Origin of the sequence: Bradyrhizobium sp. SZCCHNRI1009, assembly GCF_032487575.1 — a bacterium.
In the GTDB taxonomy this organism is placed as follows: domain Bacteria; phylum Pseudomonadota; class Alphaproteobacteria; order Rhizobiales; family Xanthobacteraceae; genus Bradyrhizobium.
This window is the reverse complement of the sequence record NZ_JAUEUL010000031.1, coordinates 1-13,110: the sequence shown is the minus strand read 5'-3', so window position 1 is coordinate 13,110 and position 13,110 is coordinate 1. Positions and strand designations below refer to the sequence as shown.

9 protein-coding genes are annotated in these 13,110 nt (G+C 64.9%); 5 read left to right on the top strand and 4 right to left on the bottom strand.

Annotated features, from left to right (window positions below; genetic code table 11):
• Positions 1-110 precede the first annotated feature (110 nt).
• Positions 111-1,025 carry an SDR family oxidoreductase gene (locus tag QX010_RS30470; protein WP_316183341.1) on the top strand — a complete coding sequence of 305 codons (915 nt, stop codon included), beginning with the start codon at positions 111-113 and terminating at the stop codon, positions 1,023-1,025.
• A 416-nt stretch (positions 1,026-1,441) separates the two neighbouring features.
• Positions 1,442-2,320, top strand: a complete 879-nt coding sequence (locus QX010_RS30465; RefSeq protein ID WP_315801386.1) for an SMP-30/gluconolactonase/LRE family protein — start codon at positions 1,442-1,444, stop codon at positions 2,318-2,320.
• A gap of 67 nt (positions 2,321-2,387) precedes the next feature.
• Here the strand turns inward: QX010_RS30465 and ppc are convergent, their stop codons facing one another.
• The 3 genes from ppc to QX010_RS30450 form a co-directional block, all read right to left on the bottom strand.
• Complete coding sequence (gene ppc / locus QX010_RS30460; RefSeq protein ID WP_316183340.1) at positions 2,388-5,171, bottom strand: phosphoenolpyruvate carboxylase; 2,784 nt, start codon at positions 5,169-5,171, stop codon at positions 2,388-2,390.
• Between the two features lie 117 nt (positions 5,172-5,288).
• Positions 5,289-6,833 (bottom strand): acyl-CoA synthetase, encoded by a 1,545-nt coding sequence (locus QX010_RS30455; RefSeq protein WP_316183339.1) that lies wholly within the window; start codon positions 6,831-6,833, stop codon positions 5,289-5,291.
• Positions 6,834-6,991: 158 nt separating this feature from the next.
• The gene (locus QX010_RS30450; RefSeq protein WP_316183338.1) at positions 6,992-7,801 is read right to left on the bottom strand and encodes a crotonase/enoyl-CoA hydratase family protein; all 810 of its coding nucleotides are present in this window, start codon (positions 7,799-7,801) and stop codon (positions 6,992-6,994) included.
• A gap of 104 nt (positions 7,802-7,905) precedes the next feature.
• Between QX010_RS30450 and QX010_RS30445 the strand changes: the two genes are divergently transcribed.
• Entirely contained in the window at positions 7,906-8,781 is an 876-nt protein-coding gene (locus tag QX010_RS30445; RefSeq protein ID WP_006613814.1) for an SDR family oxidoreductase, read from the top strand.
• A 132-nt stretch (positions 8,782-8,913) separates the two neighbouring features.
• On the top strand, positions 8,914-10,494 hold the full coding sequence (locus QX010_RS30440) for a fatty acid--CoA ligase (RefSeq protein ID WP_316183337.1): 1,581 nt from the start codon (positions 8,914-8,916) through the stop codon (positions 10,492-10,494).
• 189 nt (positions 10,495-10,683) lie between these two features.
• Here the strand turns inward: QX010_RS30440 and QX010_RS30435 are convergent, their stop codons facing one another.
• A complete protein-coding gene (locus tag QX010_RS30435) occupies positions 10,684-11,958 on the bottom strand; it encodes an acyl-CoA dehydrogenase family protein (protein ID WP_316183336.1) in 1,275 nt (424 codons plus the stop codon).
• 166 nt (positions 11,959-12,124) lie between these two features.
• On the opposite strand from QX010_RS30435, the gene QX010_RS30430 reads away from it, so the two are divergent.
• Positions 12,125-12,904, top strand: a complete 780-nt coding sequence (locus QX010_RS30430) for an enoyl-CoA hydratase-related protein (RefSeq protein WP_316183335.1) — start codon at positions 12,125-12,127, stop codon at positions 12,902-12,904.
• The last annotated feature ends 206 nt before the right edge of the window (positions 12,905-13,110 follow it).

Sequence of the window (13,110 nt, the reverse complement as noted above, 5' to 3'; positions counted from 1 at the left end):
CAGCCTCCGTCATTCCGGGGCGCGCGGCACGTGCGAACCCGGAATCTCGAGATTCCGGGTCTGGTGCTTCGCACCATCCCGGAATGACGGAGCAAAACAGGAGAAGACTCATGACCAAATCGCTCCAGGACAAAGTCGTCATCGTCACCGGCGCCGGCCGCGGCATCGGCCGCGAGATCGCGCTGCTGTGCGCCGCCGAAGGCGCCAAGGTCGTCGTCAACGATCCCGGCGTCGCCTCCGACGGCTCGGGCACCAGCGCCGCGCCGGCGGAGGAAGTGGTCGAGGAGATCAGGAAGCGCGGCGGCACGGCGGTGGCGAATTTCGAGAGCGTGTCCGAAGCGATCCCGGCCAGCAAGATCGTGAAGGCCGCGACCGACCACTTCGGCAAGCTCGACGGCGTGGTCAACAATGCCGGCATCCTGCGCGACATGATCTTCCACAAGATGAGCATCGAGGCGTTCGAAGCCGTCATCAAGGTCCACCTGATGGGCTCGTTCTACGTCGCGCACTCCGCCGCGCGGCTGTTCCGCGAGCAGGAGAGCGGCTCCTTCGTCCACTTCACCTCGACCTCGGGGCTGATCGGCAATTATGGCCAGGCCAACTACGCCGCGGCGAAGCTCGGCATCGTCGGCCTGTCGAAGTCGATCGCGCTCGACATGGGCCGCTTCAACGTGCGCTCCAATTGCGTCTCGCCGTTCGCCTGGAGCCGCATGATCGGCACCATCCCGGCGGAGACCGAGGCCGAGAAGGAGCGCGTCGAGCGCATGAAGCGGATGGGGCCCGAGAAGATCGCGCCCGTCGTCGCCTATCTGCTAGGCGATGCCTCGAAGGACGTCACCGGCCAGATCTTTGCCGTCCGCATGAACGAGATCTTCCTGATGGGCCAGTCGCGCCCGCTGCGCTCGGTGCACCGCGGCGAGGGCTGGACGCCGCAGACCATTGCGGAGCATGGCATGCCGGCGCTGAAGCCGTCGTTCTACAAGCTCGATCGTTCCGCCGACGTGTTCGGCTGGGACCCGATCTGAGATTGCAGCGCCGAAATTCCGCTTGCGGCGCACACCATCTCAAGTTGTTTTTTATCCAAACGACCCGCGCGCCGCCATGATTTCGTCGTATGGTCGCCTCCCAACAAAAAGTCGGGAGGACACAGATGACGAATTCACGACACGACGGCGCACCGGACTTGTCGGTCGCAGCTCACGGCTTCAACCGGCGCAGACTGCTGAAAGGAGCCGCGGCTTTCGCCGCTGCTTCAGCAGTCACGACTGCGTCGGCCGCAACCGTCACGCCGCCGGGCCAGACGGGGGCGCCGACAATCTCGACGGACCCGCTGCCGCTCGGTCCCTTGCCGGGCAGCCGCTATCCGGACTCTCATCTGGAGTCGGCGAAGAAGCCCAAGCTGTCATTCGGGCCGGCGGAATTTCCGGCCTTCGCAGGCACTATGGCCGTCGAGCGCGTCGCCACCGGAATGCGCTGGGCCGAAGGCCCGGTCTATTTTGCTGCTGGCCGCTATGTGCTGTTCAGCGACATCCCGAACAATCGCATCATGCGCTTCTCCGAGGACGATGGTCATCTCAGCGTCTATCGACAACCGTCGATGAATTCGAACGGCAACACCATCGATCGGGAAGGACGGCTGATCACCTGCGAGCACAGCGGCCGACGGGTCACCCGCACCGAGCTTGACGGCTCGATCACGATCATCGCCGACAGCTACAATGGCAAGCGCTTGAACTCGCCCAACGATGCGGTGGTCGCGGCCGACGGCGCAATATGGTTCACCGATCCGGTCTACGGCATCGGTGGTTTCTATGAGGGCCTCAAGGCGCAGCCCGAGCAGGACAAGCACAATGTCTATCGGGTCGATCCGAAATCGGGAGAGGTGAAGGTTGTGGTCGACGACTTCGTCGAACCCAACGGGCTGGCCTTCTCCCCCGACGAGAAGAAACTCTACATCATCGACACCGGCTTCACCGACGGGCCGGACAATCCCGCACACATCCGCGTATTCGACGTCGATCACGCGGCCGGCAAGCTGGCCAACAGCAAGGTGTTCGCCGAAATGCCGAAGCCAAGCATCTCCGACGGTGTCCGATGCGACCGCGACGGACGGGTCTGGTGCTCCGTGGGTTGGGGTGATCCGAACGAGGACGGCGTGCGCTGCTATGCCCCGGACGGAACGTTGCTGGGCAAGATTCATATACCTGAAACGGTCGCCAACCTTTGCTTCGGCGGCCAGCAGCGCAATCGACTCTACATCTGCGGCTCAACATCGCTCTATGCGGTGTATACGAGTGCACAAGGCGCTCTGAAGCCCTGATCCGCAGACAGCTGATGTGTCGGGCTGGCGAGGAGCTCATTGTCCTCGCCAGTCCGCGTTCGTCGCGTCAGCCCGTATTCCTCAGCCCCGCCGAGATGCCGTTGATAGTCAGCTGAATCCCGCGCAGCACCTGCTCGTCCGGGTTCTGGGCGCGGTGCGCCTTCAAGAGCTCGACCTGCACGTGGTTGAGCGGATCGAGATAGGGAAAGCGGTTGCGCACCGAGCGCTCGAGCAGCGGGTTGCCCTGCAACAGACGCTCCTGCCCGGTGATGTCGAGCAAGGTCTCGATCACCAGATTCCATTCACGGCGGATGCGGCCGAAGATCTTTTCCCGCAGGGCCTCGTCGGGGACCAGCTCCGCATAGCGCGAGGCGATCGCGATCGAGCTCTTGGCGAGCACCATGTCCATGTTCGACAACAGCATGCGGAAGAACGGCCATTCCCGGTAGAGCTCGCGCAGGAACGGCATGCCCTGCTCCGGATTCTCCGCGATCCAGGTCTCGACCGCGCTGCCGAAGCCGTACCAACCCGGCAGCATCAACCGGCACTGCGCCCAGGAGAACACCCAGGGGATGGCGCGCAGATCCTCGATCGCGCGGGTCTTCTTGCGCGAGGCTGGGCGGCTGCCGATGTTCAAGGTCGCGATCTCGTTGATGACGGTCGAGGCCCAGAAATAGTCGACGAAGCCGTCGGTCTCGTAGACCAAGCTGCGATAGGCCTTGAACGCGAGCTCCGAGAGCCGGTCCATCGCGGTGAGATATTCGCGCTTTGGCGCCGGCTGGCGCGGATGCAGCAGGCTGGCCTCGAGCGTCGCCGCGGCGAGGATCTCCAGATTGTTGCGACCGACCTCGGCATTGGAATATTTGCTGGAGATGATCTCGCCCTGCTCGGTGATCCGGATCTGGCCGTTCACGGCGCCGCCGGGCTGCGCGATGATGGCATCGTAGCTCGGGCCGCCGCCGCGGCCGACCGAGCCGCCGCGGCCGTGGAACAGCCTGAGCCGGATGCCATGGCGTTCGAAGATATCGACCAGGCCGATCTCGGCCTTGTAGAGCTCCCAGCCCGAGGTGACGAAGCCGCCATCCTTGTTGCTGTCGGAATAGCCGAGCATCACCTCCTGCACGGCTCCGCGGCTGTCGACCAGGCGGCGGTAATCGTGCAGCGCCAGCATGCGGTCCATGATGCCGCTGGACGCCTGCAGGTCCTCGATGGTCTCGAACAGCGGCACGATATTGACGGCGCAGCGGCCCGATGGATCGATCAGGCCGACCTCCTTGAGCAGCAACGCCACCTCGAGCATGTCCGACATGCCCTTGCACATCGAGATGATGCACTGGGAGATCACGTCGGCGCCGAACGTCGCATGCGCCTCGGCGGCGGCGCGGAACAGATCGAGCTCGCCGACGGTCTCGTCGCTGTACTTCACGAACTGCGAGACCAGTGGCCTGGCATTGCGCAGCTCGCTGACCAGCAGGCCGACGCGGGCATCCTCGCTGAGCGCCATGTAGGACATGCCGGGCATCGCGGTGTCGATCAGCTCGGCGACGGTGCGCTCGTGCACCGCCGAATTCTGGCGGATGTCGAGCCGGGCCAGATGGAAGCCGAAACAGTCGACCGCGCGCCGGAGCATCCGCAGCCGGCCGCGCGCAATGACCTCGGCATTGTTGGCGATCAGCGAGCGATGCAGCACGTCGAGATCGTCCTGCAGCTCCTTGACGCTGTCGTAAGGCGCGACCGCCGCCACCGGCAGGCGGCTGATCTGGATGCCGAGCTTCTTCGCGGTGGCCGCCAGCCGCGCATAGATGCCGGACACCGCGAGACGATACGGCTCGCCACGACGATGCGGCGACGTGTCCGGCGAGCGCTCGGCCAGCGCGCGCAGCTCCTCGGAGACATCGGCGAGATGCGCCGCAATGGACAGCTCGCTGCCGAGCAGATGCAGCTCCTCCAGATAGTAATGCAGCGCCAGGCTGGATTGCAGCTTGAGCGTTCCACGCATGACCTCGGCGGTCACGAACGGATTGCCGTCGCGGTCGCCGCCGATCCAGCTCCCCATCCGCAGGAACGAGGCGAGATCGCCCGCCACCTCCGCGCCGTCGTTGAGCCGATCTTCCAGCGTGCACAGCAGCCGCGGCACCTCGCGCAGGAAGGTGTAGTCGTAGAACGACAGACCGTTGGTGACCTCGTCGAGCACCGTCAGCTTGGTCCGGCGCAGCAGGTTGGTCTGCCACAAGGTCAGCACGGCGCGGCGCAGCGCCTCGTCATTGGCCGCGCGCTCATCCGGCGTCAATTGCATCCGCTCGCGGCGGTCGAGCAGCATCGCGATCTCCATCTCGCGATCCATCGTGCTCTTGCGCCGCACCTCGGTGGGGTGCGCGGTCAGGACCGGGCTGACCAACGCGGTGGAGAAGAACTTGCGCAGCTCCGCCGCCTCGAAGCCGGCCGACTTGGCGTGGGCGAGCGTCGCCGCCAGCATGCCATTGCCGCCGTTGGCGTCGCTCTTGGCGCGCATGCGGCGGATGTTGTTCTGGTCCTCGGCGATGTTGGCGAGATGGGAGAAATAGCTGAAGGCGCGGACGATGCGGACGGTCTCCGCGGTCGACATGCCGTCGAGGATCTGCTCCAGCTCGCGCCGCGCCTGGCGGTCCTCGTCGCGATGGAAGCGCACCGAGGTCTGGCGTATCAGCTCGACGAGGTCGAAGACGTCGGCGCCCTCCTGGTCGCGAACGGTGTCGCCGAGGATGCGGCCGAGCAGCCGGATGTCGTCCCGAAGCCGCGCATCCTCCTCCATGGCCTGCGCCTCGGCGGCGCGGTTGGGACGGATTTCCTCTGGTATGGCTTGCGGCGACATGGATGCGCTCTCCAGCAGCTGCCCATTTACGGGTCAGTCTGCCGTATCCGCATTGCAGCGCAAGATCAAGAAAGAGGCGTCGCCTGCCCTATTCCAAGCTATCGTTCCTCCCCTCGGTCAGATTTGCCTTCCGGCTCGCTCCCAATACGGATCGCGCAGCCGCCGCTTGAAGATCTTGCCGGAATCCTCGCGCGGCAATTTATCCTGGATTTTGATGTGCCTGGGCACCTTATAGTCGGCCAGCGAGGCCTTCAGCCGCGCCTTGATAGCGCCGACATCCAGCACGACGCCGGGCTGCGGTTCGACAACGGCCATCAGCGCCTCGCCGAACTCCGTGTCGGGGATGCCGAACACAGCGCAATCGTGCACGCCCGGCACGGCATGCAGCACCGCCTCGATCTCGGCCGGATAGATGTTGACCCCGCCGGAGATCACCATGTCGCGCTTGCGGTCGCACAGGAACACATAGCCATCGAGGTCCATGTAGCCGACATCACCCGAGGTGATGAAGCCGTCGCGGTCGATCTCGGCACGCTTCTCCGGCTTGTTGTGATAGGTGAAATCCGGATTGCCCGCGATGCGCGAATAGATCTCGCCGATCTCGCCCTGCGGCAGGATGCGCTCGTCCTCACCGAGGAAGCGCAACTCGGCGCCCGGCGAGACCTTGCCGACGGTGCCGGGCTTCTTCAGCGCGTCCTCGGAGCTCGCGAAGGTGACTGCGCCCGATTCGGTCGAGCCGTAGAATTCGTAGATGACCGGCCCCCACCATTCGATCATCGCGCGCTTGACGTCGGCCGGGCACGGCGCCGCGGCGTGGATGATGTGACGCAGCGACGACATGTCGTAGCGGCTGCGCACCTCCTCGGGCAGCTTCATCAGGCGGATGAACATGGTCGGCACCATGAAGATGGTGTCGATCCGCTCCGCCTGGATGATACGGAGAAACTCCTCCGGCTCGAACCGCGGCATCAGCACCAGCGCGCCACCGAGCCGTCCGGCACGCAGGCCGAAGGCGTTCGGCGCCGAATGATACAGCGGTCCGGGCAGCAGCGCGCGCGAGCCCGGCTTGAGTCCATAGATCAGCGCCCGCATCCGTTCGGCCGAGGCCGCCTGCTCCACCGTCGGCGCATTGCGCCGGACGCCCTTGGGATGACCAGTCGTGCCGGAGGTGTAGATCATGTTCTGCGGCTGCGGCACCTGCGGTCCTTCGTAACGACCCTGTTGCATGAGCCAGCTTTCCAGGTCGGTCGCGAACTCCGGTGTTGCGAGCAGATCCACGCCGATCTTGTAGTTGGACAGGATCTCCGGCGGCGTCGGGACGCTGAGCACGGTGATGCCGGAGGGAATCATGCCGCGAAGCTGATGCAGCAGATCGGCGTGACCGATCAGCACCCGCGTCGCGGAGTCCTTGAGGATGTAATCGATCTCCTCCGGCTTGAAGTGCCAGTTCACCGGCACACCATAGGCGCCCAGTCGCATCGCGCCGTAGGCGGCCTCGATGAAGGCGATGTCGTTGCGCATGAGCATGCAGACGCAGTCGCCCTGGCGCACGCCGAGCTGCGCGAGACCGCTCGCGATCCGCGCGGCGCGGTCGGCGATGTCAGCGTGGCTGCGCCGGCGTTCGCCGGAGATGATGCCGCAAAACAGGGAGGACGTTTCCATTGTTATTGCCTTGTCCGATCTGGCGTCGGTTCGAGTTTCCGCCGTCATTCCGGGGCGATGCGACGCGACAAAACGGCGAAGCCGCTTTGCGCGGAGCATCGAACCCGGAATCTCGAGATTCCGGGTCTGCTCCTTCGGAGCATCCCGGAATGACCGTGCTAATCTACAAACTTGGGCGCACGCTTTTCGATGTTCGCCCGCACCGACTCCAGCTGGTTCGGGCTGCCGATCAGCTTCTGCTGCTCGACCGATTCCGCGAGCAGCGCTGGGCCCGGATCGACCGAGAGGTTGTTCAGCATGCGCTTGGCGGCGCGGATCGCATCCGGATTCTTGCCGGCGATCTCACGCGCCGTCTCCAGCGCGGCGGCGCGCGGATCGGCGCAGATGCGCGTAACGAGGCCGTAAGCCTGCCCCTCTTCCGGCGAAAACACGCGGCCGGTATAGGTCAGCTCGCGCAGGATGTCGTCGCGCATCAGGGTCGCCAGGATCGGCGTGCCCGCCATGTCCGGCACCAGACCCCATTTGATCTCCATGATCGACATCTTGGTGTCCGGTGCGACGTAGCGCATGTCGGCGCCGAGCGCGAGCTGGAAGCCGCCGCCATAGGCCACGCCATGCACTGCAGCAATCACCGGCACCGGCAACTGCCGCCAGCCCCACACCGCCTGCTGGGCGAAGTTCGCCTTGCCGTGGGTGCGAACGGTGAGGTCGCGCTTCTCGCCGCCGGGTATGCCGTTGCCGCCGGAGTCCTTCATCGCCGCGAAGCGGCCCATGTCGAGCCCGGCGCAGAAGGCGCGGCCCTCGCCGGACAGCACCACGGCGCGCAGCCCCTTCTCCTTCGCCAGCCGCTCGGTGGCCGCCACCAGCGCCTCGAACATCTCCATGTCCAGCGCATTCATCTTGTCGGCACGGACCAGGCGAACGTCGGCGACGCCGTCCTTGATCTCGATCGCGATGCGGTTGTCCATCGAGCGGTCTCCTCACGAATGTCTTTGTGACTTTACAGAAGGCTGTCGGAGCGATTTAGTCAATCGACCAATTAACTCACAACATGTCAGGCGGAAACTCTCCCATGTTCAAGGACAATCTCCTCGAAGGTCGGCGCATTCTGGTGACCGGCGGCGGCACCGGCCTTGGCAAAGCGATGGCCGCACGCTTCCTGCAGCTTGGCGCCGAAGTGCATATTTGCGGCCGGCGGAAAATCGTCTGCGACGAGACCGCGACCGAACTGATGGACCTCTATGGCGGGCGCGTCACCAGCCACGGCGTCGACATCCGCAATGCGATGGCGGTCGAGGAAATGATCGAGGCGATCTTCCAGGAAGGCGGCCTCACCGATCTCATCAACAACGCCGCCGGCAATTTCATTTCCCGCACCGAGGAATTGAGCCCGCGCGGTTTCGACGCGGTTGCCAACATCGTGATGCACGGCACGTTCTATGTGACGCATGCCGTCGGCAAGCGCTGGATCGCAGCGAAGCAGCCGGGCAACGTCGTGTCGATCACGGTCACCTGGGTGCGCAACGGCTCGCCCTATGTGGTGCCCTCGGCAATGAGCAAGTCGGCGATCCACGCGATGACGATGTCGCTCGCCACCGAATGGGGCCGCTACGGCATCCGCCTCAACACCATCGCACCCGGCGAGATCCCGACCGAAGGCATGAGCAAGCGCATCAAGCCCGGCGACGAGGCCGGCGCGCGGACCAAGGCGATGAACCCGATGGGCCGGGTCGGTACCATGGAGGAGTTGCAGAACCTCGCGGTGTTCCTGATCTCCGGCGGCTGCAACTGGATCAACGGCGAGACCATCGCGATGGACGGCGCCCAGGCGCTGGCGATGGGCGGCAACTTCTATCAGCTGCGCGACTGGAGCGACGACGACTGGACCAAGGCCAAGGAGTCGATCAAGGCGCAGAACGAAAAGGACCGCGCGACGCGCACGAGCTGATGGCCCAATCGCCCGGTTGATCGGCGACGTGCTCCCTGTAGACTGATCGAGAGATGCTTGCTCCGGCGCAATCCGGGGCGAGGACCACCACAAGACATCGAACAAAGAAAAAGACGTAATCGGAGGGGAAACATGTCCGTCTCGACGGTAACGTCGACGCTCGTCGACGTCGTGCGCGACAGAGCGCAAACGCTGGGCTCCGCCACCGCATATGAGTTCGAAGGCCGCGTCACCAGCTTCGCCGAATTCGACCGCAAGACCAACCAGGTCGCCAACGCGCTGAAGGCGCTCGGCATCAAACAGCACGAGCGGATCGCCTATTTCGGCAAGAACAGCGACATCTATTTCGAGCTGCTGGTCGGCGCCATGAAGGCCAACGTCGTGATGGCGCCGGTGAACTGGCGCCTCGCCGGTCCCGAGGTCGCCTTCATCGTCGAGGACTGCAAGGCGCCTGCCCTGTTCGTCGGTCCCGAGTTCATCACGATGATCCGCAACATCCGCGGCCAGATTCCGAGCGTGCGGCACATCATCACGACCGAAGGCGGCGCGCCGGAATGGCAGGACTACACGGCCTGGCGCGACGCGCAGAGTGCCGACGATCCTGGCGTGGCGATCACGCCGCGGGACATCGCGCTGCAGCTCTACACGTCCGGCACCACCGGCAAGCCGAAAGGCGCGATGCTGTCGCACGCGAACTTCCTCAACCTGGTGAATACCGGCAATCCCGAGGAGAAACCGGACTGGAACAAATGGTCGACCGACGACGTCTCGCTGATCGCGATGCCGATCTTCCACATCGGCGGCTCCGGCTGGGGCCTGATGAGCCTCTACCACGGCGCCCGTGGCGTCATCACGCGCGAGTTCGATCCCACGAAGATCCTCGACTTCTTCGAGCAGTCCGGCATCACCAAGCTGTTCATGGTGCCCGCGGCGATGCAGTTCGTGGTGCGGCAGCCGCGCGCGCGGCAGGTCGATTTCTCGCGGCTCAAATACATGCTCTACGGCGCCTCGCCGATCCCCGCGGCGCTGCTGAAGGAATGCATCGAGGTGTTCAAATGCGGCTTCGTGCAGATGTATGGCATGACCGAGACCACGGGCACCATCATCGCGCTGCCGCCCGAGGATCACGTTGAAGGGCTGGAGCGGATGCGCTCGGCCGGCAAGCCGCTGCCGGGCGTCGAAGTCGCGATCATCGATCCCTTGGGCAATCCGCTGCCGCCGCGGCAGGTCGGCGAAATCGCCACCCGCTCCGGCTCCAACATGACCGGCTACTGGAACCTGCCGGAGGCGACCGCACGCACGCTTGGCAGGGACGGCTGGCTGCGCACCGGTGATGCCGGCTACATGGACGAGGACGGCTACGTCTACATCCACGACCGCATCAAGGACATGATCATCTCCGGCGGCGAGAACATCTATCCGGCCGAGGTGGAGAGTGCGATCTGCGATCATCCTGACGTCGCCGAAGCCGCCGTGATCGGCATTCCCGACGAGAAATGGGGCGAGGCTGTCAAGGCGATCGTCGTGATGAAGCCGGGCAAGCAGGCGACCGCGACCGACATCATCAACTTCACCCGCACCCGCATCGCCGGCTTCAAGACGCCGAAGACCGTCGACTTCCTCGACGCCCTGCCGCGCAATCCCTCCGGCAAGATCCTGCGGCGGAATCTGCGCGACCCATATTGGGCGGGCAAGGACCGGCAGGTGAATTGACAACCGGCGGTCTTCTCGTTGCGACAGCTTGGATCGCGTCGCTGGCGCTCGCGATGACGTGGAGAGAGCGCGCACTCTCTCCACACCGTCATTGCGAGGCGCCCTTGCGCCGAAGCAATCCAGGGGCCAAGTGACAGGTCTGGATTGCCGTGCTGACGCTCGCGATGCCGCCACGCGATCAGGCCGCGCTCACCGCTTGTTCGCCCCCATATAGCCAAACAGGAACCCCGCCACCTTGCGCATCTGGATCTCCTCACTGCCCTCGGTGATGCGATAGCGGCGGTGGTGGCGGTAGATGTGCTCGAACGGCTTGTGGCGCGAATAGCCCATGCCGCCATGCACCTGGATGGCGCGATCGGCCGCCTCGCAGCACAGCCGGTTAGCCCAGTAGTTGCACATCGACACCTTGTCGGAGAGCGTGTGCTCCACCTGCGCCTGGGTCAGCAGGTCCATCTCCCAAGCGGTCTTGCGGATCAGCAGCCGCAGCATCTCCGCCTGCGTGGCGAGCTCGACCAGCGGCCACTGGATCGCCTGGTTCTCCGCCAGCGCCTTGCCGAACGGCTTGCGCTCACGCGCGTAATTGACGCTCTCGTTGATACAGTAGACGGCCGCACCGAGCGAGCTCGCCGCCTGGCGGATGCGGTTCTCGTGCACGAAGCATTGGGCCAGCGACAGCCCGCGCCCGACCTCGCCGAACAGCGCGTCCTCCGGCACGAACACGTCGGTGAAGCTGACGCGCGGATGGTCGGTCGGCATGTTGAAGGTCCACAGATACTCCTCGACCTTCACACCCTCGCTCTTCGCCGGCACCAGGAAGCAGGTGATGCCGCGGGCATCGCCGTCATTGCCCGAGGTGCGCGCGAACAATGCGCAATGCGTGGCGACGTGCATGCCCGTGGTCCACATCTTCTCGCCGTTGATCAGCCAGCCCTTGACGTTGTCGCGGGTCGCCGGCACCGCCTTCGTCTCCATGTGGGTCGCGTCCGAGCCGTGATGCGGCTCGGTCAGGCCGAAGGTGATGCGGTACTTGCCGGTGATCGAGCCGTCGATCATCGCCTTCTGATCGTCACGGCCGTAGCGGTCGAGCATGGTCACGATTGGCAGATTGCCGACGATCGAGTGCTCGTTCTGCAGGTCGTTGTGCAGGCCGAGGCCCTTCGACGCGAAATGCTCGCGGATCACCGCCATCCAGAGGTTCGAGCCGTCCTTGCCGCCATAGCGTTTCGGGATCGCGAAGCGCAGATGGCCGGCCGCGTCGGCGCGGTCCTTGGCCTTGCGCAGCAGCTGCTCCCAGTCATGCCGCGGCAGGCCGCCATTCTCGAAATCGGTGCGCGCCCATTCGCGGCGATGATCGAAGAAGCGGATGTTGTCGTCCGCCTGCTCCAGCGGCTTGATCTCGGCGGCGATGAAGCGGTCGAGCTCGTCGAGATAGGCGATCAGTTCCTTGGGCAAGGAAAAATCCATGGCGCGTCTCCCTGTGCGTGTCGTTGTTGTTCTTGATCTTGGTCAGGCCAGCCCGCCGCCGCGTGCTTGTGGCGCGCAGCGCGGTTGCGTATTTGGATGACCGCGCACGCGGCGCAGGCGCTAAGCTCGCGCACGGCAGCCAATCAGAAACCAGGAGGACCGGTCGATGCAGCTGAAATTCTCGAAGGTCACGCGCAAGGGGCCGATCACAATCGTCACCCTTGCCCGTCCCGAGGTCTACAACGCGCTGCATACCGACGCACATTACGAGCTGGAGGCGGTGTTCGACGGGTTCGCTGCCGATCCCGAGCAATGGGTTGCGATTGTCACCGGCGAGGGTGACAAGGCGTTCTGCGCCGGCAACGACCTGAAATGGCAGGCGGCCGGCGGCAAGCGCGGCTGGGGCCGAAGCGGCTTCGGCGGACTGACGTCGCGCTTCGATTGCGACAAGCCGCTGATCGCCGCCGTCAACGGTGTCGCCATGGGCGGCGGTTTCGAAATCGCGCTGGCTTGCGACCTGATCATCGCCTCTGAGAATGCCACCTTCGCCTTGCCCGAGCCGCGCGTCGGTCTCGCCGCACTCGCTGGCGGCCTGCAGCGGCTGCCGCGTCAGATCGGCATGAAGCGCGCGATGGGCATGATCCTCACGGGCCGCCATGTCGGCGCGCGCGAGGGCCACGAGCTCGGCTTCGTCAACGAGGTGGTGCCGCAGGGCGAGGCGCTGGCGGCCGCCGTGCGCTGGGCCGAGACCATTGCCAGGAACTCGCCGATGTCGATCCGCGCCTCCAAGCAGGCGATCGAGAAGGGCCTGGCGGTGTCGCTGGAGCAGGCGATCACCGAGCAGCGCGACTATCCGGCGGTGCAGGCGATGATTCATTCGCAGGACTACATCGAAGGGCCTAAAGCGTTCTCGGAGAAGCGGCCGCCGAAATGGCTTGGGCGGTAGAGCCTCACCGAGCTCGTCATTCCGGCGCGCGCGCAGCGCGAGCCCGGAATCCATAGCCGCGATCGTGCCTATGGATTCTGGGCTCGCGACTGCGTCGCGCGCCGGAATGACAGTGCGGGTCTGCCTCCACTCCGTCATGGCCGGGCTTGACCCACGGCTGTCCGGTTCAGCTTCCGCATATTGCGAGGCTCAACTGTTGTGGGTTT